The following is a 23,520-nucleotide window of genomic DNA, read 5'->3' as shown; positions in this document are numbered from 1 at the left end:
CACAACCGAGAGGAACATCCGATGGCCGTAATCGATTCGAACCGCACCTGGGAGCTGGTCGAGGAGCGTCTCGCCGTCACCACCAACGAGCGGCACCGCGTGGTCCTGAGCGTCGTTCTCGAGCACATGAAGGCCGAGGCGGTCCCGGATCTCGACCGCCTGATGGAGACGCTGTGCCCCACGCCCGACTACCACTTCTGGAACAACGGCCAGGACGTCGGCCCGAAGACCACCGAGGGGGTGCGGGCCTATTACGCCGCCTTCGTCGAATCGCGCAGCAACATCCTCGAATACGAACTCGACCGCTTGATCGTCGACGATCACTGCCTGGTCACCGAGGGCTACCTGAAGCAGATCTACCCCGGCTCGTACGCCGCGCAGCTCGGGTTCCCGGTCGACGACGAGTCCGCGGACTACCTCATCGTGTTCCGGCAGCTGCTCCTGTGGCCGGTGGACGAGAACGGCAAGATCGAGGGTGAGGACTCGTACGCGTCCGGACCGGTGAGCATCACCAAGCTGTCCTTCGACGAGCTTCCCCAGGCGTACATCGATCTGGTCCACGCCCCCGCGTCCTAGCGCCCTCCGTGCAGCGGAATGCATGTCCGTCTATGTGGAAGTGAGGGCAGAGTGAGCGGGACCGCAACGAACAGTCCGGAGCCCAGCTACTCGTCGGGGGTGTGGGATGCCCCGATGTTGGGTGACACCATCGGCGACAACCTGGATCGGACGGTGGCCGCGCACCCGGACCGGGAGGCGTTGGTGGACTGCCCGACGGGCCGTCGCTGGACCTATCGGGAGTTCGCCGCGGAGGTGGACGGTCTCGCGGCCGGGTTGCTGGGGCGGGGGATCGGTAAGGGCGATCGGGTGGGTATCTGGGCGCCGAACTGTCCGGAGTGGACGCTGATCCAGTACGCCACCGCGAAGATCGGGGCGATCCTGGTCAACATCAACCCGGCCTACCGCGCGCACGAATTGCAGTACGTGCTCGAGCAGGCCGGCATCCGGATGCTGGTGGCCGCGGCGAGTTTCAAGACCTCCGATTATGCGGCGATGATCGAGACGGTGCGGCCGCGGTGCCCAGATCTGGAGTCGGTGGTCCTGCTCGGCGGCGAGGACTGGCGGGCGCTGGTCGACGATGGTGCCGCGGCCCAGGCCGCCGATCCGGGTGTTCTCGCGGCAGCGCAGGCGGGGTTGTCGGCGGATGATCCGATCAACATCCAGTACACCTCGGGGACAACGGGTTTCCCGAAGGGGGCGACGCTCAGTCACCACAACATCCTCAACAACGGGTACTTCGTCGGCGAGTTGTGCCACTACACCGAGCAGGATCGGGTGTGCATCCCGGTGCCGTTCTATCACTGCTTCGGGATGGTGATGGGCAACCTCGCCTGCACCAGCCACGGCGCGACCATGGTGATCCCGGGCCCCGCGTTCGATCCGAAGGCCACCCTCGAGGCCGTGCAGGCCGAGCGGTGCACCTCGCTGTACGGGGTGCCGACGATGTTCATCGCCGAGCTCGCCGACCCGGACTTCGACCGCTACGACCACTCCAGCCTGCGGACGGGGATCATGGCCGGCTCGCCGTGCCCGGTGGAGGTGATGAAGCAGGTGATCGAGCGGATGGGCATGAGCGAGGTGTCGATCTGTTACGGCATGACCGAGACCTCGCCGGTGTCGCTGCAGACCCGCTCCGGCGACAGCATCGAGCAGCGGGTGTCGACCGTCGGGCGGGTGGGCCCGCATCTCGAGGTGAAGATCGTGGACCCGGCGACGGGGCTGACGTTGCCGCGGGGTGAGGCGGGGGAGCTGTGCACGCGCGGGTACTCGGTGATGCTCGGCTACTGGAACAACGTGGAAAAGACCGCGGAGGCGATCGATGCGGCGCGGTGGATGCACACCGGCGACATCGGGGTGATGGACGCGGACGGGTACGTCGCGATCACGGGCCGGATCAAGGACATGGTGATCCGGGGTGGCGAGAACGTGTATCCGAGGGAGATCGAGGAGTTCCTCTACTCGCACCCCGACATTCTCGACGCGCAGGTGATCGGGGTCCCCGACGAGAAGTACGGGGAGGAGCTGATGGTGTGGATCCGGATGCGTGAGGGGGCCGCCCCGTTGGACGCGGCGGCCGTCAAGGAGTTCTGTACCGGCAAGCTGGCGCACTACAAGATCCCCCGGTACGTGCACGTGGTGGACGAGTTCCCGATGACGGTGACCGGCAAGGTCCGCAAGGTCGCCATGCGCGAGCAGTCCCTCGGCCTGATCGGCCAGGGCTGACGCCGACGTGGCGTAGTCCCGCCCGACCCCCGGGGTCCCGCGCCCCGATGGAATACGAAAGTAGAGATGACGTGCACGCAGAATCTGTTGCCGGACAAGAGGTTCCACGGCTCACCCCCGCCGAGGTCGCCGAGCGGCGCCTGACCTTCGCCGACCTGTTGCTCGCGCGCGCGGAGGACGACCATCCCGGACTGCTGTTCGAGGACTCCCGCTGGACCTGGCGGGAGGTGGTGCGCGAATGCGCCGCCCGTGCCTCGGTATTGTCCGCCTTGCGCCGGCCCGACCGCCCCTTCCACATCGGCGTCCTGCTGGAGAACGTCCCCGAGTACATCTTTCTCATCGGGGCCTCGGCGCTCTCGGGCGCCACCCTGATCGGGATCAACCCCACCCGCCGTGGAGCCGAACTGGCATCGGATATCCGTGGGGTCGATTGCGACCTCATCCTCACCGATCGGGCCGGGCTCGCCCTGCTCGACGGTCTCTACACGGGAGTCGAGGCCGACCGTCTCCTGCTCGTCGACGGCGCCGAGTGGCTGACTGCCGTCGAATCCGCCTCCGTCGACCCGCTTCCGATCACACCCGAGGCAAAGGATCCGGCGACCCGCCTGCTGTTGACCTTCACCTCCGGCTCCACCGGCGCGCCGAAGGCGGTGATCTGCACGACCGGTCGCCTTGCCGCCCTGGGTGCGATCAACTACTGCTCGCTGACCCGAGCGGACGTGACCTACAACGCGATGCCGCTGTTCCATGGCAACGCGATCATGGCTTGCTGGGCGCCTTCGGTGTTCAGCGGCGCCACCTTCACGATGCGCCGCAAGTTCTCGGTCTCGGGATTTCTGCCCGACGTCCAACGATTCGGGGTGACCTTCTTCAACTACGTCGGTCGATCGCTGGCCTATCTCCTCACCGCGCCCGAGTCGCCGCTGGAGCGGGACACGAACCTGCGGGTGGTCTTCGGCACTGAGGCGGCGCCGCGCGATCGGGACGAGTTCGAACGGCGATTCGGCGTCCGCCCGATCGAGAGCTACGGCTCCAGCGAGGGTGCCGTGGTGATCGGCGTGACCCCGGATTCGCCGCCGCATTCGCTCGGCAGGGCCCCGGAGGTGATGGATGTCGCGATCCACGACGAGGACGGCCGGGAGTGCCCCCGCGCACTGTTCGACGCCAACGGGGTGCTCCTCAACGCGGGCGAGGCAATCGGGGAGATCGTGAACCGAACCGGAGCCGCCATGTTCGAGGGCTACTACCGGAATGCGGAGGCCACCGCGGAGCGGATCGACGGAGGCGCCTACCGATCGGGGGACCTCGGATACCGCGACGCGGAGGGCTTCTTCTACTTCGCCGGCCGGTCCGGCGACCGCATCCGCGTCGACAGCGAGAACTTCTCCGCCGCACCCGTCGAGCGGATTCTCGCCCGATTCCCCGGCGTCCGGCTGGTCGCGGTCTACCCCGTGCCGGACCCACGCACCGGCGACCGGGTGATGGCCACGATCCAGATGGACGACGGCGCGGACTTCGACCCGGCGGCGTTCGGGCGTTTCGTGGCGGAGCAGCCCGACCTCGGGACCAAGTGGGCCCCGCGGATCGTGCGGATCGCCACGGCCATCCCGGTGACGGCCACACGGAAGATCAACAAGCCCGTGCTGCGGACCGAGTCGTGGCTCGTCGAGGATCCGATCTATCTCGGCGATGGCGATCTCCACTACGTTCGCGCGACCCCCGACGCGCTCAACAGCTTGAGGTCGGAATACGACCTGTACGGCCGCGCACCGTATTGACCGCCGCCTGGCAGCGCCTATCCTCTTGACAGTAACTCTCACGTAGGTAGATACTCTCACCACTGAAGGTGGTCGCGCGACAGCCAATGGCGTCGCGTTGCGTGTGTGAGAGGAACGGTCGGGATGTCTTTGCGGGAGCGGCAGCGGGCTCAGGTACGGGCGGAGATCCAGCGCGCCGCGTTCACACTTTTCGCCCGAGACGGCTTCGACGCCGTGACCACCGAGCAGATCGCGGCAGAGGCGGGTATCTCGCCGAGCACCTACTTCCGGCATGTGCGGAGCAAGGAGGATCTGCTCCTCGATCCCGTCCGCGAAGGCGGTTCCGGGATCGTTGTCCTCCTCGAGGAACGTCCGGCCGCCGAGTCGGCGGACGTGGCACTGGCGCAGGCGATTCTGACGCGCTCGAACACCTTCGCGGCGACAGAGATCGAGCAGTGGCGGGCCGCTTTCCGGACCGCGCCGCATCTGCTCGATCGAGTGGGCCTGATCACCCCCGAACACCGGTCGAGACTGGTCGAGTTGGTCGCGCAACGAATGTCGCGTGATCCCGAGGCCGACAGCAATCCCGGACTGCTGGTGCACCTGATGCTCGCCGCCGCCGAGTTCGGCTACCTCCGATGGCTGGGCAATCCGAGCAACCGGGGCGCGTCCCTGCCCGTCTGTGTCGAGGGAGCGCTCAGCGCCGTCCTCGACGAGCGGTGGGGAGCGGGACCCGGCAGCGGGGGAGCCGGACCGGAAAACCGCGACACCACAGCGTGATTCACCAGACCGTGATTCACGAGACATGGAGGGCGTGACATGACACAGGATCTCAACGGGACGGACGAAGCAGTCGACCTGGTCGTCGTCGGGTCGGGCGCAGCGGGGATGGCGGCAGCGATCACCGCTGCCAGGAACGGCATGAGCGTGGTCATCGTGGAGAAGTCCCAGTACTGGGGCGGATCGTCGGCCCGCTCCGGCGGCGGGGTCTGGATCCCGGGCAATTCGGTGTTGCGCCGACAGGCGCCCGCCGACGACCTCGGCGCGGCACGAACGTATCTGACCAGCATCGTCGGAGACGGTGCCGACCCCGATCGCATCGATACCTATATCGACCGCGGACCCGAGGCCCTCGACTTTCTCATCGAGAACTCCGGCCTGGATCTCGAATGGGTGAACGGCTACTCGGACTATTTCCCGGAGGCGCCGGGCGGGCGCGCCACCGGACGTTCGTGCGAACCGCGGCCGTTCGATGCTCGCGCGCTCGGCGACGATCTGCCGACACTGCACCCCTCCTACACGAAGGCCCCACTCGGCGTCGTCGTCAAGCAGTCCGACTACCGCTGGCTGAGCACCGGGCTGCGGCACTGGCGCGGACCGCAGCGCATGCTGCGGGTGGGCGCCCGGAGCGTCATCGGCCGAATCCGCCGCAAGAAGCTGATCGGCCTCGGCTCCGCGCTGATGGCCCAGCTGATGCTCGGTGTGCGCGCTGCGGGGGTGCCGGTCCGGTTGGGTACCGCGATGACCGACCTGATCACCGACGGCGACCGCGTGGTGGGCGTGGCCCTCGACGACGGCCGGTCACGAACCACGTTGCACGCTCGCCGCGGCGTCGTGCTCGCCTGCGGCGGGTTCGACCACAACAGCGCGATGCGACGGCAGTACCAGCGCGCTCCGGTGGACACGTCGTGGAGCCTCGGCGCACCGACCAACACGGGTGACGGGATCACCGCCGGTCTGCGGGTCGGCGCGGCCGTCTCCTACATGGACGACGCCTGGTGGGCGCCGTCGATCCCCCTGCCGAAGGGGCCGTGGTTCGCCCTGGCGGAGCGCTCGCTGCCGCGCAGCCTGATGGTCAACGACCGCGGGGTGCGGTTCATGAACGAATCGCTGCCCTACGTCGAGGCCACCCATCGGATGTTCGGTGGGCCGTTCGGGCAGGGCGACGGGGCCGCGGACAACCTGCCGGCCTGGCTGATCTTCGACCAGACCTACCGGGACCGGTACATGTTCGCCGGTGTGCCCGCCCGCCAACCGCTGCCGCGCTCCTGGCAGCGCTCCGGCGCGATCACCTCCGCCGGGACCGTCGCCGAACTGGCCGGGAAGATCGGCGTCCCCGCCGACGCCCTGGCCGCCACCGTCGACCGGTTCAATGCTCACGCGCGCGCTGGCAGCGACCCCGACTTCGGGCGCGGGCAGAGCAGGTACGACCACTACTACGGAGACATCACCAACAAGCCCAACCCGAGCCTCGGTGAACTCGCCAAGGCGCCGTTCTATGCCGCGCAGATGGTGCCAGGAGACCTCGGCACCAAGGGCGGTGTCGATACCGACAGCGCGGGGCGGGCGCTACGCGCCGACGGGACAGTGATCGACGGCCTCTACGCCGCGGGCAACACCAGCGCACCGGTCATGGGACACACCTACGCGGGCCCCGGCGCCACCATCGGCCCGGCGATCGTCTTCGGCTATCTCGCCGCCCTCGACGCCGCGCGGAGGTGAGGGACCTGCCCGGGGCCGACACGTCGGCCCCGGGCAGGGTCATTCCCGGTCGCTAGGACGATGCCATCGAGGACGCCCAGCGGTAGTCGGCCTTGCCCGCGGGGGTGCGCTTGACCTCGTCGACCACGACCAGGATGCGCGGCGCCTTGTAGCGGGCGAGGGTCTTGCGGCAGTGCTCCTGGACCTCTTCGAGCGTCAGCTCGGGCGCGTCGGGGTACACCGCGACCACCGCCGCGACCTGCTGACCCATCCGCTCGTCGGGGGCGCCGACGACCAGCGCGTCGGCGATCGACGGGTGCGCGTGCAGCGCGGCCTCGACCTCCTCGGCGAAGACCTTCTCGCCGCCGGTGTTGATGCACTGCGAGCCACGCCCGAGGAAGACGATGGTGCCGTCCGCCTCCACCCGGCCCATGTCGCCGAGCACCGAGATGCGGGTGCCGTCGGGGCGGGTGGGGAACGTGCGGGCGGTCTTCTCCTCGTCCTTGTAGTAGCCGAGCGGGACGTTGCCGATCCGGGCGATGTAGCCGACGTCGCCCGAGCCGGCGGGGAGCTGCTCGAACCGCTCGTCGACGACGATCATGTTCGGCGACGGCGGCATCCGCAGGTTGCCGGCCTCGTCGATGGTGAAGGCGCCGTCGTTGCCGGACTCGGAGGCGCCGAAGTTGTCGCGCAGCAGCAGATCCGGCTTCACCGCGAGCATCCGATTGCGGACGCTGGTCGACCAGATCGCGCCGCCGGAGGTGATCGAGAAGAGCGAGCTCATGTCGACCTCGTCCTTGCGGCGTTCCATCTCGTCGACCAGCGGCAGGCCCATGCCGTCGCCGACGATGAGGATCACCTGCACCCGGTCGCGTTCGATCGACTCGACGACCTTCGCCGGATCGAAGTCGCGCCGCAGCACCACCCGCGCCCCGAGCGTGAAGAAGGTGAACAGCGAGTACAGCGCGGCGCCGTGCATCAGCGGTGCGGCGATCAGGAAGGCGAGCTCGGGGAACTCCTTGGCGGCGGCCGCGACCTCGGCGAGGTCCTGGCGCGGCTGGTCGCCGTACGGGTTTCCGCCGGAGAGCGGCTTGCGGAAGAAGTCGTCCTGGCGCCACATGACGCCCTTCGGGTACCCGGTGGTGCCTCCGGTGTACAGCACGTACAGGTCGTCGCCGGAGCGGGACGCGAACTCACCGGTCGCCGGCTGGTTGCGGGTCTCCGCGAAGTCGACCAGGGCAACCCCGCGGGCCGCGGCGGCGGTGCGGAGCTCGTCGACGGTCTCACCGACCACGAACACCGTCCGGATCAGCGGGCACGACTCGAGCAGTCCGGCGAGGGTCCGCTGGTGCTCGGGGAGTTCGACGACCACCGCGGCCGAATCGGAGTTGGTGAAGATGTATTCGAGCTCGGCCGGGGTGTAGCGGTAGTTGACGTTGATCGGCACCGCGCGGATCTTGACCAGGCCGAGGATGCTGGTCACGTGCTCGAGGCTGTTCTTGAGGAACAGTGCGACGTGGTCGCCGTGGCCGACCCCGGAGGCCGCAAGCAGGTTCGCGGTCCTGTTGGCCTCCGCCTCCAGCTGGGCGTAGGTGAGGTTTTCGTCCTCGTAGGTCAGCGCGACGCGATCAGGTACTGCGGATGCGACCGTCTCGAAAACGTCCGCAAGGTTGAACTGCATCATCATTCCTCTCAGCACGGGCCCCCGGTGTCGAGCGCGATACCCCGAATCTAGAACACGTTCCAGCTCGCCGCGCGACAACCAACCAAAACCGTGGCACCAGCGGCCGAACCACTCGCTCGGGTGCGGGGCCGCGGCCGCAGTGGTCGGTGCGTGTGGGTGTTTGTTCCGATCAGCGGGAACGGCGATGGTCGGGTTTGCGTGAGCGCACTGTGATGTGTCCACGGCGCTTCGCTGTCCGGATTCGCCGCGCCCCATTCGGATCAGAGATGCAGGAGAGACGCACATGACGAGCAGCAGCGCGACCGTCCGCCCGAGGCGGGCCGACGAGATCGCACAGTGGGATCACGAGGCCGACGTAGTGGTCGCCGGGTACGGCGTCGCGGGTGCGTCCGCGGCCCTGGCGGCGGCGCAGGAGGGCGCCGACGTCCTGGTGCTCGAGCGCACCGGCGGCTGGGGCGGCGCGGCCGCGATGGCCGGCGGGTTCATCTACCTCGGTGGCGGCACCCCGCTGCAGAAGGCCTGCGGTTTCGACGATTCGGTGGAGGCCATGAAGGCGTTCATGACCGCGGCTCTGGGCCCGGGTGTGGATGCCGAGAAGATCGACGCCTACTGCGAGGGCAGTGTCGATCACTACAGCTGGCTGGTCGAGTGCGGCGTCCCGTTCAAGGAGAGCTTCTGGGGCGAGCCGGGCTGGGAGCCGCCGGGCGACGACGGACTGCAGTACTCCGGCGGCGAGAACGCCGCGCCGTTCGCCGCGACCATCCCGCCCGCCCCGCGCGGTCACATTCCGCAGATGGCGGACAAGCAGTCCGGCGGTGAGCGGGGCGGCGGCTACATGCTGATGAAGCCGCTCACCGACACCGCGACGGGGCTCGGCGTCCGGTCCGTGTACGACACCCGCGCGCAGACCCTCGTGACGGACGAGTCCGGCCGGGTGGTCGGCGTCGTCGCGACGCAGTACGGGAAGGAGGTCACCATCCGCGCCCGCCGCGGCGTGGTGCTCGCGACCGGCAGCTTCGCCTACAACGACCGGATGGTCGAGGCGTACGCGCCGCGGCTGGTGGGCCGGCCCGCGGCGTCGATCGAGGAGCACGACGGCCGCGCGATCCAGATGGCGCAGGCGCTCGGCGCGGACCTGGCGCACATGGACGCCACCGAGGTCGCGTTCTTCTGTGATCCCCAGCTCTTCGTCCGCGGCATCCTGGTCAACGGCCGCGGACAGCGCTTCATCAACGAGGACACCTATCCCGGCCGGGTCGGGCAGGCCACCTTGATCGAGAACCAGAACCAGGCGTTCCTGGTGATCGACGAGGCCGCGTATGAGGAGGCGTTGACCACCCCGACGGCGACCCCGTTCCTGCGGCATCAGCCGACGTGGGTGTGCGAGACGGTCGAGGAGCTCGAGGCGGAGATGGGGCTGGCCGAGGGCGCACTGCAGGCCACCGTCGAGGTGTACAACCGGCACGCCGCGAACGGCGAGGACCCCGTGCTGGGCAAGAAGCCGGAGTGGGTCAAGCCGATCGGGTCGCCCGTCGCGGCGATCGACCTGCGCGGGTTCACCGGGGGCTTCACCCTGGGCGGCCTGCGTACCAGCGTGGACTCGGAGGTGCTGCATGTCTCCGGTGAGCCGATTCCCGGCCTGTTCGCCGCCGGACGATGCACCGCGGGTGTGTCCGCGGGTGGCTACGCGAGCGGGGCCTCGCTCGGTGACGGCAGCTTCTTCGGCAGGAGGGCGGGCCGGATCGCCGCCAAGGGCTGATCGCTCCGGGCCCCCACCCCCGAGCCGGGCCACCAGGGCGGAAGGCGGTGTGCCCGGCGATCGGGGGCGGACCCTTGACCTCAAGTGAAGTTGAGCTTCTAGCGTCGTCGGCGACGAAAGGAGTTCGATGATGACGACTTTGGTGACGGGTGCGACGGGGAACACCGGCCGGCACGTCGTGGCAGAGCTGGTCCGCCGAGGCGAGCGCGTTCGGGCGCTGACGCGTAATCCCGCTGCGGCCGTGGGAAAGCTCCCGGCCGGGGTGGAATTGGTGGCAGGCACGCACACAGCGCCGGACGGGTTGGACGCCGCGCTCGACGGCGTCAGTCGATTGCACATCACGGTGTCGACGGGTCTCGCCGAGGTCGGGCCCGAGTTGGTGCGGCGCGCGGTGGAGGCGGGGGTGCGGCGCATCACCGTGCTGTGCCTACAACCTCACCGGTCCCGAGTCGCTGACCCCGAGTGAACGGATCGCGATCCTGTCCCGGGCGATCGGTCGCGACATCGCCTTCGTCCCGATCACGCACGAGCAGGCGATCGAGAGGCTGATGGCCACCGGCGTGTCCCGGGCGGACGCGGACTACGTCATCGGCTGGTACGCCGTTCCCACCGACGACTCCACGACCGTCGTCGACACCGTCGAGCAGGTGACCGGCCGCCCGGCACGCACGTTCGCGCCGTGGGCGGCCGACCACGCAGAACGCTTCCAGGTGTCCCGCGTTCCGGCCGAGTAGGTACTGCCCGGCGGGGCCCCGCCGGGCCCGACGGCCTACGCGATCGCGGGGAGCCGGACCACCTGTCCGGCGTAGGCCAGGCCGGCGCCGAAGCCGAGCAGCAACGCGGTGTCGCCGGGCTTGGCGCCGCCGGACCGGAGGAGCTGTTCCATGGCCATCGGGATCGATGCCGCGCTGGTGTTGCCGGTCTCGACGATGTCGCGGGCGACCGCGACGGTGTCGGGCAGTCCCAGCGTCCGGATCAGCGCGTCGGTGATGCGGCTGTTGGCCTGGTGCGGCACGAAGGCGTCCAGGTCCTCGGCCGTGATGCCGGACTTCTCGAGGGCGTCGCGGCAGGCCTTCTCCAGGAAGGTCACCGCCCACCGGAACACCGCCGCACCGTTCATCCGGATGTAGGGCCGCTCCGTGCTGCCGCCGCTGGCTTCTGCGGCCGCGACCTCGGCGAAGTACTGCTTGAAGTCCTTGTCCTGCTTGATCGCTTCGGTCTGGGTTCCGTCCGAACCCCATGCGACCGGACCGATTCCCTCCGCGTCGGCGGGACCGACGACAACCGCGCCGGCACCGTCGGCGAAGATGAACGCGCAGGTCCGGTCGGTCGGATCGAGAAGGTCGGACAGCCGTTCCACGCCGATCACCAGGACGTGGCGGGCCTGCCCGGCGCGGACGAGACTCGCGGCGTTGCCGAGCGCATAGCAGAAGCCCGCGCAACCGGCGGAGATGTCGTAGGCCGCGGTGTCGTGCATGCCGAGTTCCGTGGCGACCACAGCGCCCGCCGACGGTCCCAGCACCATTTGCGAGGACGTCGCCAGCACCACGGCGTCGATCTGCGCGGCCTCGAGGCCCGCGGCGGCGAGTGCGTCGCGGGACGCCGCGACGCTCATCGAGACGATGGTCTCGTCGCCGTCGGCCCAGCCTCGGGCCTTGATGCCGGATCGGGTCTGGATCCATTCGTCGCTGGAGTTGATGGCGTCCACGATCTCGGCGTTGGGGACGACACGTCGGGGCCGGTACGCGCCGAGGCCCAGCAGGGCCGTGTGCGTGACGGGATTGGCGGTGGCGATGGGGGCGGGCACGGCATCCTCTCCATGTGAACCGATCGGTCCATCAGTAAGGTTCATCTAACATGAACCGATCGGTTCACACAAGCGCGGGAGGATTCGGATGACCACGGCACGACCGCGAGCTCGACTCCTCGCGAGCACCATCGCCACGGTGCAGGAGCTCGGTGTGAATGCGGCCGGGCTGACCGAGCTGCTCAAACGCAGCAATGCGTCGCGCAATTCGCTGTATCAGCACTTCCCGTCCGGCAAGGGCCAGCTCGTGGAGACGGCGACACGAATCGTGTCGAGAGTGGTGCACTCCCACCTGAGCGTGATGGCGGAGCGGCTGGCGAGCACGCCGTCGGTGGACCAGTGGTTGGACGAGCTCTTCGCGTTCTGGCGTGAACCGCTCGAGTCCAGCGAGTACCGGCTGGGCTCGTTCATGATGGCGGCCGCGCTGGACGAGCTGGACCCGGCGGTGCAGGCCGCCGCCGGTCAGGCGTTCACCGACTGGACCGCCCGGCTCGCCGACGGCTTGGTCGCGGCCGGAATCGAGGCAACGACCGCGCGCCCGCTGGCGGGGCTGCTGTTGTCGGTGATCGAGGGCGCCATCGTGCAGAGCCGCGCGCTCGAGTCGAGCCAACCGTTCGTCGACGCACACGGCCAGCTCCGCATCCTGCTGGGTCATCACCTCGCGCACGGATGATCGTCGGCCGCGCCGATGACGGTTCGCGGCGCGCGCGCCGCGGAGGTCACAGGTAGACGATCCGACCGAACAGACCGAGTTGCACCACCGAATCGGCCAGGTCTCCGTCGACGCGGTCACCGTCGTGCGCGGTGAGCGCGTCGAGTCCGTCCGGGTCGTCGTTGGCGTCGTCCGCCAGGAACTCCGCGATGCCGCGCTGGGCGACGGCCTCGTCGAGTACGTGGACGGTGCCGCCCCGCTCGGTGATGCGCGCCTTCGAGACGCCATCCCATTCGTCGATCGTTGCCCGGCCGACGACTCCGCCACCCTCGATCGCCTGACGCAGGATCTGCTCGATGACATCGCTTGTCGGCTGCACGACTGGAGTATCGCTCAGGGCGGCCTCCCGCGTTGGCTCAACGGGCGCGGGCACTCTCGTCCGGGACGGGCGGGGGTACCGTCGGATTGGCAGGATTCGTCGGCGGGAGTGTCGATTCGATGTCGCGGGGCGCGCGCGGTAGGACCGGGAACCTACCCCAGGACATGACCAGTTTCGTCGGTCGCCAGAGTGAGGTGGCCGCCGGACGGCGGCTGCTGTCCGAGTCCAGGCTGGTGACGCTCACGGGCATCGGGGGAGTCGGCAAGACTCGGCTCGCGCTCCGGATTGCCCAGGAGAGCCGACGGGTGTTCGACGACGGTGTCTGGCTGATCGAGCTCGGGGAGCTCGGGGATCCGGTGCTGGTGGCGGACACGGTTTCGGCCGCGCTGGGGCTGCGCGAGGTGTCGAGCCGCCCGCCGCTCGACATGCTCGTGGACTACTGCGCCAGACGGAATCTGCTCCTCGTGCTGGACAGCTGCGAGCACCTGGTCGAGGCGGTCGCGGAACTGACGGAGGCGTTGCTCCGGGCGAGTCCGGGCCTGCGGATTCTGGCCACCAGCCGAGAACAGCTCGGCATCGCCGGGGAGGTGACCGTGCGGGTTCCGCCGCTCGAGGTGCCCGATCCCGACCATCTGCCCTCGCTGGGCCGGCTGCCCCGCTACACGGCGATGACCCTGTTCGCCGAGCGCGCGTGCGCTGCACTGCCCGGATTCGGCCTCACGGAGGAGAACACGCTGGCCGTCGCCCGGATCTGTCACCGGCTGGACGGCCTGCCGCTGCCGATCGAGCTGGCCGCGGCGCGACTGCGTGCCATGTCGGCGCAGCAGATCCTGCAGCGGCTCACCGACCGGTATCGCCTGTTGACCGTCGGCCACCGGGGTGCGCCCCCGCGGCAGCAGACGCTGCGGATGTGCATCGACTGGAGCCACGAGCTGTGCACCCAGCGGGAGCGGGATCTGTGGGCCCGGCTGTCGGTGTTCGCCGGCGGCTTCGAGCTCGACGCGGCGGAAGGCGTGTGCGCCGGGGAGCTGGGGCCCGAGGACGTGCTGGACGTGGTCGCCGCGCTGGTGGACAAGTCGATCCTGATCCGCGAGGACCACGGCGACGTGGTGCGGTACCGGCTGCTCGAGACGCTGCGCGAGTACGGCCTGGAGAAACTCGAGGGCAGCGGTGAGCTCGGCGCGCTGCGCCGCCGGCACCGGGACTGGTACGAGCTGCTGGTGGTGCGGGCGGAGCGGGAGTGGATCGGGCCGCGGCAGGTGCAGTGGATCCGGCGGCTCGACCGGGAACAGGCGAATGTCCGCGAGGCGCTGGACCACTGCCTGTCCGAACCGGGCGAGGCCGAGTCCGCGCTGCGGATCGCGGAGGCGATGTACCTGCTCTGGCTCGCGCGTGGCCTGCTCGGCGAGGGCAGGCTCTGGCTGGATCGGGCACTGGCCGCGCAGGGCGGCGAGCCGACCGAGGCGCGGATCGCCGCCCTCTGCGTCAACAGCGTGCTCGCGGTGATGCAGGGCGATGTCGCTGCGGGTGCCGCGCTGACCGCGGAGGCCCGCGCGGCGGCGGCGGTGGTCGGCGGCGAGGAATGGACCGCGCTGGCCCGGTCGGCCGACGGGTACGTCGCGATCTTTGCCGGTGATCTGGCCCGCGCGGTGCTGGACCTCGAGTCGGCGGTCCGCACGTTCGAGACCACCGGCAACCCGTTGCGCCGCGTCACGAGCCTGCTCGGGCTGGCGCTGGCGAGCTGGCTGCGCGGCGACGGCCGCCGGGCGCTGGACCGCCACCGCGAGATCCTCGCGATCACCGAGACCCACCGGGAGTCGGTGTTCCGGGCGTACTCGCTGTGCGCGCTCGGGCTCGCCGTCTGGCAGCAGGGCGATCCGGGCCGGGCCACGCAGCTCCTCGACGAGGGACTGCGGCTGGCGCGCCTGGTGGACGACCCGCTCACCTGCTCGACCTGCCTCGAGGCCCTGGCCTGGGTGGCCGCGGCCCGACACGACTGCGAGCGGGCCGCCGTGCTGATGGGTGCCGCCGACTCGGTGGGGGAGGTGTCCGGGATCAAGATGGTGGTCATCCCTGGCCTCGTCTCGCAGCAGAAGCAGCGGCGTAAGCAGGTCCGGGCGGCGCTCGGCGCACGGGGCTTCGCGGCCGCGATGTCGCGCGGCCGCGATCTCGGCGTCGGCGAGGCCGTCGCCTACGCGCTCGACGAGTACGCCCCCGCCGAGACAACGCCGCCGACGTCCGTTCTGACGAAACGCGAACGCGAGGTCGCCGACCTGGTGGCGCAGGGGCTGACCAACCGGGCGATCGCGCAGCAACTGGGCATCGCGCCCCGCACGGCGGAGGGACACGTCGAGCACGTCCTCGCCAAGCTGGGCTTCACCGCCCGCGCGCAGATCGCGGCCTGGGTCGCGGCGGGGGCAACCGGAGAGGGAACGGACCTACCGGCCGGAACGGCGTCGGCGTAGGCACCGAAACGGGCCATTCTCCCGTGGTCGTGGTCGCGTGTGAGGTTCACGCTGGTATGCGACCCGCTGGACCCGCGACCCCGAGGTGACCGATGTGCGAATCCGTGACCGAGTACTCCGCCGCCGACAGCACTGCGGCGGTGACCGATCGCAAGGGCTCGGCCGGGTGGTCCGGTGCACGCCGGCTCGAGTGGGAGGAGCGGCTCGTGCGGGAGCAGCCGCCTATTCGCGAGGCGATGGAGTACTGCCTGACGGAACCGGGTGAGGCCGAGACGGCGCTGCGGATGACGACCGCGCTGTTCCTGGACCGGATCGCGCGGCTGCCGTGGGAGGGACGGGGTGGTGCCCTCGATCGCCGGGGCGGGCAGGCGACCGTCGACCGGGTGATCGCGCTCTGCGCCGACAGCGTGCTGGCCGGGTCCGAGGGCGACCTCGACGACGCGGCGGCACTGGTGGACGAGGCCGGTCACGCGGTGGCGGACCTCGATGAGGTCACGCTGGAGGCCCTCGTCTCGGAGGCCGCCGGGTACCTCGCCGTGTTCGGCAGCGACCTGCGCGGCGCCGTGTACTGCTTCGAGGACTCACTCGACTCGTTCCGTGCCGACGGGGCCGCGCCCCCGATCTCGACCCTGCTGGGATCGGCGTTGGTCTACGGTCTGCTCGGCGATGAGCGGTGGTCCGATTCCCGCCGCGAGGAGGCGTTCGCGATCGCCCAGGCGGGCGGCGAGATCGGGTGCCGGGCAAGCACCTAGAGCCCGGGCCGGGACGAGAGAGTCGTGCGCGGTCAGGCGCTCAGTCCCCGGGCGTGGAGAGCGGCCGCGCGGTGTTGGGTGGGGGTGATGCCGCGGCAGCGCTTGAAGGCGACGCTGAGGGCGAAGGTGTTGGAGTACCCCACCTGGTGGGCGATGGAACTCACCGTGGCATCGGTGTCGCGGAGCAGGTCGGCGGCCGTGGCCACGCGCCACGTGGCCAGGTAGGTCATGGGCGGCTCCCCGACGTGGCGGGCGAAACGGCGGGCCAGACCGGACCTCGAGACACCCACCTCGGCGGCGAGGGTCGCCACGGTCCACGGGTGCGCGGGGGAGTCGTGCATCAGCCGGAGCGCGCTCGCGACGACGGAGTCGTCCGTGGTGCGGTACCACGCGGGGCATGGACCTGCGGGCGGTCGAACCAGGCACGCAGGGTGGAGACCAGCAGGAGGTCGAGCAGTCGGTCCAGGACCGCCTGTTGGCCAGGCTTGTCGCGGCGCACCTCCTCCGCGATCAACGCGAGGAGGGTGCGGTCGCCCTCGGCCTCCGGGACGACGAGGATGCCCGGCAGGGCATCCAGGAGGCGGTCGCTGATGCCCGCCGGGCCCTCGTAGGCGCCACTGATCAGAAGGGCCGAACCCGCCTCGTCCACGCCGCAGGTACGCGGGTCGAGGGCCGGCCCGCCATCCACGACCGCACGCGCGGTGCGCGCGCAGTAGTCCTTGCTGGTGATGACGCGCCGGGGCGGCGAGGCGGGGTCCTCGGCGACGGTGTACGGGGCGGGGCCGCGTAAGACGGCAATGTCACCGGAGCCGACTTCGATCGGTTCGCCGTCGGCGGGCGTGATCCAGACCCGGCCGCTGCGCGCGGCGACCAGGGTCAGGTGGGCGCCGCTCGCGAAGCGCAGCGACCACTGTGGGTTCATGACCGTCCGGGTGAACACGGCTCCGCGTGCCCGCACCCCGTCCAGCAGATTCGCCAACGTGTCCACCCCTCGAATGTAGACGCACGAACATCGACCTGGGTGTCGCAGCCATGGCCTCCGCCCGCGCCGAAGGATTGAGTTGTCCCATGACTGAGCACCCGATTCTGATCACTGGCGGTACCGGCAAGGTCGGCGGACGCGCCGTGGCCCAACTCGGCGCGCTGGGTGTCCCCGTGCGCGTCGGATCGCGTTCCGGCGAGCCGCGTTTCGACTGGACGGACCGGAGCACGTGGGACGCCGCCCTGGACGGCGCGAAGAGGGTTCTCATCGTGCCGCACGACGGCGAATTGCTGACGCGGCCGTTCGTCCGGCGCGCGAAGGAGTTGGGGGTCGAGCGGGTCGTGCTGCTGTCGGGCCGTGGCGTCGACGTCCCCGGATACGCCGGCGAAGGCAGCACCGCGGGCAGGACGCACATCGACGGCGAGGACGCCGTGCGCCACAGCGGTCTGCAGTGGACGGTCGTGCGGCCCGCATGGTTCGCGCAGAACTTCAGCGAGGGGTTCTTCCGCGACGCGGTGCTCGGCGGGGAGCTGCGGCTGCCCGCGGGTGACGGCGCGGCGAGCTTCGTGGACGCCGAGGACATCGCCGCGGTCGTGGTCGCGGCGCTCACCGGGGACGAGCACGTGGGCAGGACCTACGAGCTGTCCGGACCGAGTGCGCTCACCCTCGACGAAGTGGTGACCGTCATCTCGGATGCCACCGGCCGCACGGTGCGCTACGTGCCGCTGTCGCCCGAGGACTTCGTGGCCGAGCTGGTCGGCGCGGGCTGGCCCAGGGCCGACGCCGAGGACTACGCCGACTCGGTCGGCCCGATCCGTCGGGACATGGACAGCCAGCTGTCCGACGGAGTGCAGACCGCGCTCGGTCGGCCGCCCCGCTCCTTCGCCCAGTTCGTGAGGGGCGCCGCGGCCGCCGGGGCGTGGCGCGACTGACGCGAGCTACGGCGCGGCGGGATCGGGATCCGGGGTGGTGCCGCGGCCCTCCGCCCTGCTCCGCACTGTGACGGCCCGGCTGAAGCGCGAACGGCTGAAGTGCGCACCGTAGACGGTGAGCCCGGCGGCTCCCGAGGCGATCACGGCGGCACCCGCGAGCCAGTCGATGTGCCAGAAGGCCGCGACCACGCCGACAAGCGAACTCGACAGCGCGATCCCCTTGGCGATCTCGTCGGTCATGCTGACCTTGGTCGCGCTGGCCTGGAGCTCACCCAGCATGATCAGCACCGCGAGCAGGGGCAACGCGACGGCGAAGGCGACGACCGAGATCTTCCCGGACGTGCCGAGCGGGTCGGCGGTGAGGAAGCCCTGCAGGATGACCACACCGATCGCGATCAGGCCGCCGTACATCAGGCTGTTCTGCTTGTCCCAGCTCTGCCTCTCCGCCGGCGTGGCCAGCTCAACGTAGGCATCGTCCTCGTCCATGGGTGGGACCATACTTGGGACTTCGCCCGGATACCGGGCGCCGCCCGCCACTCGGTCGGCCGCAGCGCCGAGATGGATTGGCGGCCTCGGACATTCACTATCCGCGGTCGGCGGCGAGCCACGCGCGGGGAGCACCCGGGCATCATGGGGCTCGACACCCGGGTGCGCCCGCTCAGCGGAGCAACCGTCCAGCCAACGTGACCCACTGATCTGGGTGGACGAACGCCACCACGGTGTCGCGGGCGATCCCCGCGTCCGCGAAGGCGGCGTCCACCCCGCCGTACCGCGTGGACAGCGACGCGTGCAACGACCCGCCGACGCCCGAGAAGCCCAGCTCCACCATGTCCTGGTAAGCGGGCCCTTCGGCCACCAGCGGCTCGGGCCGCCGCTCGATCCGCAGGATCGCCGAGTCGACCGAGGGCACCGGCCTGAAGCTCTCCCTGCCGATCCGACCGATGAGCTCCCAGGAGAACCACGGCCAGCTCTCCACCGTGACCAGGCTCCAGCGGCCGAAGTCGCCGGACCGTTTGCGTGCGTATTCCCATTGCGTGACCAGCGTCGCCGACGTCAGCGACGGGGCGCGCAGGCACCAGTCGACTATCTTCGACGTGATCGAGAAGGGGACGTTGCCGACCACCGCGAACGGCTCGCGCGGCGGCCGTGCGGCCGTGAAGTCGCCCTTGACGATCCTGAGCCCGGTTCTGGCCTTGAGCGTGACGGCCAGCAGCGGATCGATCTCGTAGCCGACGACCTCGGCACCGGTTCTGGCCAGGGCGACGGTGAGCGCGCCCTTGCCGGATCCGGGCTCCAGGACGAGGCCGGCCGGTCGGGCCGCCTCGACCACTCGGTCGACGGCGTGCCCGTCGGTCAGGAAGTTCTGCGAGAGCTCCCGCCTGGCTCGGTCTCTGGGCGTGCGACCGCCCTTGGCCCGAACCTTCTTCTGCGTGTGTGAGTAGTTTCCGTGTGCGAATGACTGCGCCACTGTTGCCCTTTCGGGTCCTCGAGATGAAAGAAGGTCTCGAAGGGCCCTGGGCGCGCCAGCGCGACCGGGGGTCCGCTAGCGGGCCAGAGCCCGGTCGTGGCGGATGCGGATGAAGCAGAGGCAATGCATGCGACGGAGCGTACGGAGTGGGTGGTCGTGCAGCAACGCAATTAACGAAGGGCGCCGAACCCGCAGTGGGTTCGGCGCCCTTGTCGTGTGGTCAGTATCGCCGGCTCGCGATCGGATCGGTGGGGTTGTGTTGCGGCGCGACCTGTGTGCTGTGGGCGGCGGGTGCGGCGGTGGGCCCGGTGTCCGGGGCGGTGGCGTGTCCGTGCACCACGAGGGCGTAGGCGAGTGCCGCGAAGGCGGCGGTGCTGAGGACCGCGCGCACGATGTTCCATGTGACCCAGCGCGATTCGAACTGTTGGCGTACCAGGTCGGGGTTGGTGATGTGCTCGCCCGCGGCGGCGAGCTCGTTGTTGAGGGGCACGTTGACGGTGGCGGTGATGACGAGCACCGCGATGTAGAGCACCAGCGCGGCGATGATCCAGGGCAGTGTGGCGCGCGCGGACCCCAGGTGCAGCAGCAGGGTCGTGACGGTCAGGGCCAGTGCGCCGAGGAAGCAGATCATGAACCAGCCGTTGATGATCGCGACGTTGATCTTCTGCATCGCCGCGATGAAGGTGCGGTCGTCGGTGCGGCCGAGGCCCGGCATGACGGCGTAGGCGAACGCGGCGAACAGGCCGGCCATGAGTCCGGCGGTGACGCCGGCGCCGAGCAGGGTGATCGTCTGGAGGAGTTTGGTGGTCATCGCGCTCACCCCACGGTCCAGATGCCGGTGGCGGCGGCGGCGGAGGCGTAGTCGGCGAAGTCGCGGGGTGCGCGGCCCAGCGCCCGGGTGACCCCGTCGCCGGGGGTGACGTTGCGGCCGTCGAGGACGGTGGTGAACAGGTAGGTCAGCAGGTCGATGACGTCGGTGGGGACCTGCTCGGCGGCGAGGCCGGCGGCGAAGTCGTCGGTGGGGACCTGCACGTAGTCGATGGTCCGGCCGGCGGCCGCGCCGATGGTGGAGACGGCCTCGGCGAAGGTGAGCGCGCGGGGGCCGGTGAGCTCGTAGATCTCGCCGGTGTGGCCGGGCTGGGTGAGGGCGGCGAGGGCGACGTCGGCGATGTCGTCGACGTCGACGAACGGTTCGGGGATGTCGCCGGCGGGCAGGAACACCTGGCCGGCGAGGATCGGGTCGAGCAGGTAGCCCTCGCTGAAGTTCTGGCCGAACCAGCTCGCCCGCAGGATGGTGGTGTCCGCGCCGGAATCGGTGAGGGCCTTCTCGCAGGCCTGCGCCTCGACCTCGCCGCGGCCGGAGAGCAGCACCAGCCGGTGCACGCCGCGGTCGACGGCCAGTTCGGAGAACGAGGCGATGGCCTCCACCGCGCCGGGGGCCGCGAGGTCGGGCTGGTAGGAGATGTACGCCGCGGTCATGCCGTCGAGGGCGGGCTCCCAGGTTTCGGGGTTTTCCCAGTCGAACGGGACCCCGCCGGCGCGGGTGCCGATGCGCACCGGCAGGTCCAGGGCGGTTAGTCGCTGCGCGACGCGGCGGCCGGTCTTGCCGGTGCCGCCCAGGACGAGGGTGGTGGGCCGCGGGGTGTGAACGCTCATGGTGTGCTCCTTGGTGATCGAATGGTGTTGTGCCCTCTACGATCGGCCAGGGGAGGGCCGTCAACAACGGCAATGTGCGCAACGATCGTTAACCCTCGACTAAACGAAAGGGGTTGGCGCATGGATTTGACTACGTCTCGTCGGGTCCTCGAGTATTTCTCGACATGGCGACACCCCACTCGGTACTCGAAACAGCAACTCCGAGAGATTATCTGGGCGGCGATGCCTTCATCGAGGTCGGAGACGGAGCCGTGCGGGCCCTCGCGCGAGAGCTGCGGCGGCAGGACAGCGACGACGTGCCGTTCGCCAAGGCCGCCTTCGAGTGGGTACGCGACCAGGTCGCGCACTCTTACGACGCTCAAGACCCACGGGTGACGTTGACCGCCGGCGAGGTTCTCGAACAGCGCGTGGGGCTCTGCTACGCCAAGTCGCATCTGCTCGCGGCGCTGCTGCGATCCGAAGGCATCCCGACCGGACTGTGCTACCAACGGCTCGCGCACGGAGACGGACACGTTCTCCACGGACTCGTCGCGATCTACCTCGAAAACGCCTGGCACCGCCAGGATCCACGTGGCAACAAGGAAGGCGTCGACGCGCAGTTCTCACTCGACTCGGAACAACTCGCCTGGCGGGTCGACCGCTCCCTCGGCGAGGTCGACTACCCGCAGCTCTTCATCTCGCCGACTCAGTGCGTCATCGATACGCTGCGCGACGTGACCGACGTGCTGGCGATCTATGACAGCGGCTTGCCGACCGAGCTTTGATGGGGCCGCCAGTTTCGTGGCTTGACCTTGACCCAAGGTCAAGGTGCACGCTCATCGCATGACAACGTCTTCGAACGCGAGCAACTCGGCCACTTCGACCTGGACCGGCATGGTGCCGGTCGACGACACGGCGTTGGCCGTGACCGACACCGGCGGCACCGGCCGTCCCGTCATCTACCTGAACGGCTCCTATGCCGACACCAAGCACTGGCGATCGGTGATCGCCGAACTCGGTGGCGAATTCCGGCACATCACCTTCGACGAGCGGGCCCGCGGCAAGTCGAAGCGATCCGCGGACTACTCCTTCGAGGCCTGCCTGCGCGACATCGACGCCGTCCTCGAGGCCACCGGGGCGCAGCAGCCGATCGTGGTGGGCTGGTCCTACGGCGCCCTGCTCGCGGTGCACTGGGCCGAGCGCAATCCCGGCCGCACCCTGGGGGTGGTGTCGGTGGACGGCGCGATGCCATACGGCATCACCGGCGAGGAGGCTCGGGAGCGCATTCGGAAGCTGTTCCGCCGCATGCGATTTCTGATGCCGGTGGCCCGCCCGCTGGGCCTGGCGGCGCGGATGAGCGCCGACCAGCACGCCGAGATCAACATCGAGGCCAATGAGCTGCACGCCGCCCTCGCACCGGTCCTGGACCGGGTGACCTGCCCGGTGCGCTACGTCCTGGCCACCGGTGCCAACCTCGGCGGGAGCCAGGAGGAGATGGAAGCGGTGCGAGCCTCGCTCGATCCGGTGCTCGCCGGAAACCCGAACCTGAAGGTGAGCGCGAAGGTCGCGAGCAACCACTCCCACATCCTGCGCAAGGACTTCCGGGCCGTCGCCGATGCGGTTCGCGAGGTCGCGGCCCTCCACGATCACCAGGCAAGCTGAGCAGATGATGAACGGAGTCACGATCGGGCAGGCGGCGGCATTCGCCGGCGTCACGATCAAGACCGTGCGGCACTACCACAAGCACGGGCTGGTGGAGGAGCCGGAACGCGACACCTCCGGCTACCGGCGGTACGGATCGGCCGAGCTGCTGCGGCTGGTGCAGGTCCGGACCCTGGCCGGAGCCGGCGTGCCGCTGGCCGACATCGGGCCCCTACTCGACGCCGATGCCGCGCTGTTCGCCGCCGCACTCGCCGACGTCGAACGGAACCTCACCGAACGGATCGAGGAGTTGATCGCCCGACGCGACACGCTGCACCGGATCGCCGACGGTGACCGGGCCCTGCTGCCCGACCGCGCTGTGGGGCTGCTGGACCGGATGCCCGGTCTCGGCTTCAGCCCGGATGAGGTGGCGACCTCCCGGGAGGGTTTGGTCCTGGCGAAAGCGCTGGTCCCAGAAGGCTTTGACGACTACCTCACCCATGTCGAGCACGCCGTCGAGGACGCCCGGTTCGTCGACTTGAACAAGCGCGCCCTGGAAGCCGCGGACTGGGAACCGGACGATCCCCGCATCGCCGAACTCGCCACCGACATGGCCGACCACTACCTCGCGAACCCCGCACTGCTGAAGATCGTGACCGGCCTGCAAGCCCGCACCGAGGCCGCGACCCGATACAAGCTGATCGCCCACCACGGCGAAGAGCAGGCATCGGCCTCCGCCCGGCTGTCCGCCCTGTTCGCGACCAAGCTCCGCTCCGCCGGCGTCGACATCCCCGGACCGAACTCCCACTGACCGAGCCCTGTCCCGCCCCCACCCACCACACTCAT

General features: G+C 69.8%; 24 protein-coding genes. 15 read left to right on the top strand and 9 right to left on the bottom strand.

Features of this window, described 5'->3' with window-relative positions:
- Positions 1-21: 21 nt before the first annotated feature.
- The 5 genes from ACFQS9_RS01640 to kstD all read left to right on the top strand — a co-directional run bounded on the left by ACFQS9_RS01640 (position 22) and on the right by kstD (position 6,539).
- Complete coding sequence (locus ACFQS9_RS01640) at positions 22-576, top strand: nuclear transport factor 2 family protein (RefSeq protein ID WP_378400902.1); 555 nt, start codon at positions 22-24, stop codon at positions 574-576.
- 114 nt (positions 577-690) lie between these two features.
- Positions 691-2,280, top strand: coding sequence for an AMP-binding protein (locus ACFQS9_RS01635; protein ID WP_378401585.1), 1,590 nt, complete (start codon positions 691-693; stop codon positions 2,278-2,280).
- 71 nt (positions 2,281-2,351) lie between these two features.
- The gene (locus tag ACFQS9_RS01630; RefSeq protein ID WP_378400900.1) at positions 2,352-4,058 is read left to right on the top strand and encodes an AMP-binding protein; all 1,707 of its coding nucleotides are present in this window, start codon (positions 2,352-2,354) and stop codon (positions 4,056-4,058) included.
- Between the two features lie 123 nt (positions 4,059-4,181).
- Positions 4,182-4,817: a TetR/AcrR family transcriptional regulator gene (locus tag ACFQS9_RS01625; protein ID WP_378400898.1), complete on the top strand. Its 636-nt coding sequence runs from the start codon at positions 4,182-4,184 to the stop codon at positions 4,815-4,817.
- A gap of 39 nt (positions 4,818-4,856) precedes the next feature.
- On the top strand, positions 4,857-6,539 hold the full coding sequence (gene kstD / locus ACFQS9_RS01620) for a 3-oxosteroid 1-dehydrogenase (protein WP_378400896.1): 1,683 nt from the start codon (positions 4,857-4,859) through the stop codon (positions 6,537-6,539).
- A 52-nt stretch (positions 6,540-6,591) separates the two neighbouring features.
- Here the strand turns inward: kstD and ACFQS9_RS01615 are convergent, their stop codons facing one another.
- Positions 6,592-8,199, bottom strand: coding sequence for an AMP-binding protein (locus ACFQS9_RS01615; RefSeq protein ID WP_378400894.1), 1,608 nt, complete (start codon positions 8,197-8,199; stop codon positions 6,592-6,594).
- 286 nt (positions 8,200-8,485) lie between these two features.
- On the opposite strand from ACFQS9_RS01615, the gene ACFQS9_RS01610 reads away from it, so the two are divergent.
- The 3 genes from ACFQS9_RS01610 (at position 8,486) to ACFQS9_RS01600 (ending at position 10,695) form a co-directional block, all read left to right on the top strand.
- Entirely contained in the window at positions 8,486-9,961 is a 1,476-nt protein-coding gene (locus ACFQS9_RS01610) for an FAD-dependent oxidoreductase (RefSeq protein ID WP_378400892.1), read from the top strand.
- Between the two features lie 130 nt (positions 9,962-10,091).
- Positions 10,092-10,427 (top strand): SDR family oxidoreductase, encoded by a 336-nt coding sequence (locus ACFQS9_RS01605; RefSeq protein WP_378400890.1) that lies wholly within the window; start codon positions 10,092-10,094, stop codon positions 10,425-10,427.
- A gap of 82 nt (positions 10,428-10,509) precedes the next feature.
- Positions 10,510-10,695 carry a hypothetical protein gene (locus ACFQS9_RS01600; protein ID WP_378400888.1) on the top strand — a complete coding sequence of 62 codons (186 nt, stop codon included), beginning with the start codon at positions 10,510-10,512 and terminating at the stop codon, positions 10,693-10,695.
- A gap of 35 nt (positions 10,696-10,730) precedes the next feature.
- Here the strand turns inward: ACFQS9_RS01600 and ACFQS9_RS01595 are convergent, their stop codons facing one another.
- A complete protein-coding gene (locus tag ACFQS9_RS01595) occupies positions 10,731-11,768 on the bottom strand; it encodes a beta-ketoacyl-ACP synthase III (protein ID WP_378400886.1) in 1,038 nt (345 codons plus the stop codon).
- Positions 11,769-11,856: 88 nt separating this feature from the next.
- Between ACFQS9_RS01595 and ACFQS9_RS01590 the strand changes: the two genes are divergently transcribed.
- Positions 11,857-12,441 carry a TetR/AcrR family transcriptional regulator gene (locus ACFQS9_RS01590; protein ID WP_378400885.1) on the top strand — a complete coding sequence of 195 codons (585 nt, stop codon included), beginning with the start codon at positions 11,857-11,859 and terminating at the stop codon, positions 12,439-12,441.
- Between the two features lie 46 nt (positions 12,442-12,487).
- Here the strand turns inward: ACFQS9_RS01590 and ACFQS9_RS01585 are convergent, their stop codons facing one another.
- Positions 12,488-12,799, bottom strand: a complete 312-nt coding sequence (locus ACFQS9_RS01585; RefSeq protein WP_378400883.1) for a hypothetical protein — start codon at positions 12,797-12,799, stop codon at positions 12,488-12,490.
- 164 nt (positions 12,800-12,963) lie between these two features.
- On the opposite strand from ACFQS9_RS01585, the gene ACFQS9_RS01580 reads away from it, so the two are divergent.
- Together ACFQS9_RS01580 and ACFQS9_RS01575 are read left to right on the top strand one after the other, a co-directional pair.
- Complete coding sequence (locus ACFQS9_RS01580; RefSeq protein ID WP_378400881.1) at positions 12,964-15,264, top strand: ATP-binding protein; 2,301 nt, start codon at positions 12,964-12,966, stop codon at positions 15,262-15,264.
- 92 nt (positions 15,265-15,356) lie between these two features.
- A complete protein-coding gene (locus ACFQS9_RS01575; RefSeq protein WP_378400879.1) occupies positions 15,357-16,016 on the top strand; it encodes a hypothetical protein in 660 nt (219 codons plus the stop codon).
- Between the two features lie 32 nt (positions 16,017-16,048).
- Here the strand turns inward: ACFQS9_RS01575 and ACFQS9_RS01570 are convergent, their stop codons facing one another.
- A complete protein-coding gene (locus ACFQS9_RS01570) occupies positions 16,049-16,357 on the bottom strand; it encodes a helix-turn-helix transcriptional regulator (RefSeq protein WP_378400877.1) in 309 nt (102 codons plus the stop codon).
- Positions 16,357-17,004 carry a cupin domain-containing protein gene (locus ACFQS9_RS01565; protein ID WP_378400875.1) on the bottom strand — a complete coding sequence of 216 codons (648 nt, stop codon included), beginning with the start codon at positions 17,002-17,004 and terminating at the stop codon, positions 16,357-16,359. Before ACFQS9_RS01565 ends, ACFQS9_RS01570 begins: the two co-directional genes overlap by 1 nt.
- A gap of 80 nt (positions 17,005-17,084) precedes the next feature.
- On the opposite strand from ACFQS9_RS01565, the gene ACFQS9_RS01560 reads away from it, so the two are divergent.
- Positions 17,085-17,930, top strand: a complete 846-nt coding sequence (locus ACFQS9_RS01560; RefSeq protein ID WP_378400873.1) for an NmrA family NAD(P)-binding protein — start codon at positions 17,085-17,087, stop codon at positions 17,928-17,930.
- Between the two features lie 6 nt (positions 17,931-17,936).
- Here ACFQS9_RS01560 and ACFQS9_RS01555 read toward each other — a convergent pair whose 3' ends face one another.
- From ACFQS9_RS01555 to ACFQS9_RS01540, 4 genes are all read right to left on the bottom strand, one after another.
- Positions 17,937-18,416, bottom strand: coding sequence for a hypothetical protein (locus tag ACFQS9_RS01555; protein ID WP_378400871.1), 480 nt, complete (start codon positions 18,414-18,416; stop codon positions 17,937-17,939).
- Positions 18,417-18,588: 172 nt separating this feature from the next.
- Positions 18,589-19,398, bottom strand: a complete 810-nt coding sequence (gene erm, locus ACFQS9_RS01550) for an ErmE/ErmH/ErmO/ErmR family 23S rRNA (adenine(2058)-N(6))-methyltransferase (RefSeq protein WP_378400869.1) — start codon at positions 19,396-19,398, stop codon at positions 18,589-18,591.
- A gap of 220 nt (positions 19,399-19,618) precedes the next feature.
- Positions 19,619-20,209, bottom strand: coding sequence for an anthrone oxygenase family protein (locus ACFQS9_RS01545; protein ID WP_378400867.1), 591 nt, complete (start codon positions 20,207-20,209; stop codon positions 19,619-19,621).
- Between the two features lie 5 nt (positions 20,210-20,214).
- Positions 20,215-21,054, bottom strand: a complete 840-nt coding sequence (locus ACFQS9_RS01540) for a Rossmann-fold NAD(P)-binding domain-containing protein (RefSeq protein WP_378400865.1) — start codon at positions 21,052-21,054, stop codon at positions 20,215-20,217.
- 164 nt (positions 21,055-21,218) lie between these two features.
- Here ACFQS9_RS01540 and ACFQS9_RS01535 point away from each other — a divergent pair, with 164 nt between their 5' ends.
- The 3 genes from ACFQS9_RS01535 to ACFQS9_RS01525 are packed head-to-tail and all read left to right on the top strand — an operon-like array spanning position 21,219 to position 23,485.
- Positions 21,219-21,818: a transglutaminase-like domain-containing protein gene (locus ACFQS9_RS01535; RefSeq protein ID WP_378400863.1), complete on the top strand. Its 600-nt coding sequence runs from the start codon at positions 21,219-21,221 to the stop codon at positions 21,816-21,818.
- A 58-nt stretch (positions 21,819-21,876) separates the two neighbouring features.
- A complete protein-coding gene (locus ACFQS9_RS01530; protein ID WP_378400861.1) occupies positions 21,877-22,695 on the top strand; it encodes an alpha/beta fold hydrolase in 819 nt (272 codons plus the stop codon).
- A gap of 4 nt (positions 22,696-22,699) precedes the next feature.
- A complete protein-coding gene (locus tag ACFQS9_RS01525) occupies positions 22,700-23,485 on the top strand; it encodes a MerR family transcriptional regulator (RefSeq protein WP_378400859.1) in 786 nt (261 codons plus the stop codon).
- The last annotated feature ends 35 nt before the right edge of the window (positions 23,486-23,520 follow it).

The sequence above is a fragment of the Rhodococcus daqingensis genome, from assembly GCF_042665615.1.
Taxonomy (GTDB): Bacteria; Actinomycetota; Actinomycetes; order Mycobacteriales; family Mycobacteriaceae; genus Rhodococcus_G; species Rhodococcus_G daqingensis.
Note: the sequence above shows the minus strand (reverse complement) of the source record. Positions and strands in the feature narration are given on the sequence as shown.

Coding starts and splice junctions, on each gene's coding strand:
- ACFQS9_RS01640 (WP_378400902.1), top strand. CDS start 22: ATGGCCGTAATCGATTCGAACCGCACCTGGGAGCTGGTCGAGGAGCGT.
- ACFQS9_RS01635 (WP_378401585.1), top strand. CDS start 691: ATGTTGGGTGACACCATCGGCGACAACCTGGATCGGACGGTGGCCGCG.
- ACFQS9_RS01625 (WP_378400898.1), top strand. CDS start 4,182: ATGTCTTTGCGGGAGCGGCAGCGGGCTCAGGTACGGGCGGAGATCCAG.
- kstD (WP_378400896.1), top strand. CDS start 4,857: ATGACACAGGATCTCAACGGGACGGACGAAGCAGTCGACCTGGTCGTC.
- ACFQS9_RS01615 (WP_378400894.1), bottom strand. CDS start 8,199: ATGCAGTTCAACCTTGCGGACGTTTTCGAGACGGTCGCATCCGCAGTA.
- ACFQS9_RS01610 (WP_378400892.1), top strand. CDS start 8,486: ATGACGAGCAGCAGCGCGACCGTCCGCCCGAGGCGGGCCGACGAGATC.
- ACFQS9_RS01605 (WP_378400890.1), top strand. CDS start 10,092: ATGACGACTTTGGTGACGGGTGCGACGGGGAACACCGGCCGGCACGTC.
- ACFQS9_RS01600 (WP_378400888.1), top strand. CDS start 10,510: ATGGCCACCGGCGTGTCCCGGGCGGACGCGGACTACGTCATCGGCTGG.
- ACFQS9_RS01590 (WP_378400885.1), top strand. CDS start 11,857: ATGACCACGGCACGACCGCGAGCTCGACTCCTCGCGAGCACCATCGCC.
- ACFQS9_RS01580 (WP_378400881.1), top strand. CDS start 12,964: ATGACCAGTTTCGTCGGTCGCCAGAGTGAGGTGGCCGCCGGACGGCGG.
- ACFQS9_RS01575 (WP_378400879.1), top strand. CDS start 15,357: ATGTGCGAATCCGTGACCGAGTACTCCGCCGCCGACAGCACTGCGGCG.
- ACFQS9_RS01570 (WP_378400877.1), bottom strand. CDS start 16,357: ATGCACGACTCCCCCGCGCACCCGTGGACCGTGGCGACCCTCGCCGCC.
- ACFQS9_RS01560 (WP_378400873.1), top strand. CDS start 17,085: ATGACTGAGCACCCGATTCTGATCACTGGCGGTACCGGCAAGGTCGGC.
- ACFQS9_RS01555 (WP_378400871.1), bottom strand. CDS start 18,416: ATGGACGAGGACGATGCCTACGTTGAGCTGGCCACGCCGGCGGAGAGG.
- ACFQS9_RS01545 (WP_378400867.1), bottom strand. CDS start 20,209: ATGACCACCAAACTCCTCCAGACGATCACCCTGCTCGGCGCCGGCGTC.
- ACFQS9_RS01540 (WP_378400865.1), bottom strand. CDS start 21,054: ATGAGCGTTCACACCCCGCGGCCCACCACCCTCGTCCTGGGCGGCACC.
- ACFQS9_RS01535 (WP_378400863.1), top strand. CDS start 21,219: ATGGCGACACCCCACTCGGTACTCGAAACAGCAACTCCGAGAGATTAT.
- ACFQS9_RS01530 (WP_378400861.1), top strand. CDS start 21,877: ATGACAACGTCTTCGAACGCGAGCAACTCGGCCACTTCGACCTGGACC.
- ACFQS9_RS01525 (WP_378400859.1), top strand. CDS start 22,700: ATGATGAACGGAGTCACGATCGGGCAGGCGGCGGCATTCGCCGGCGTC.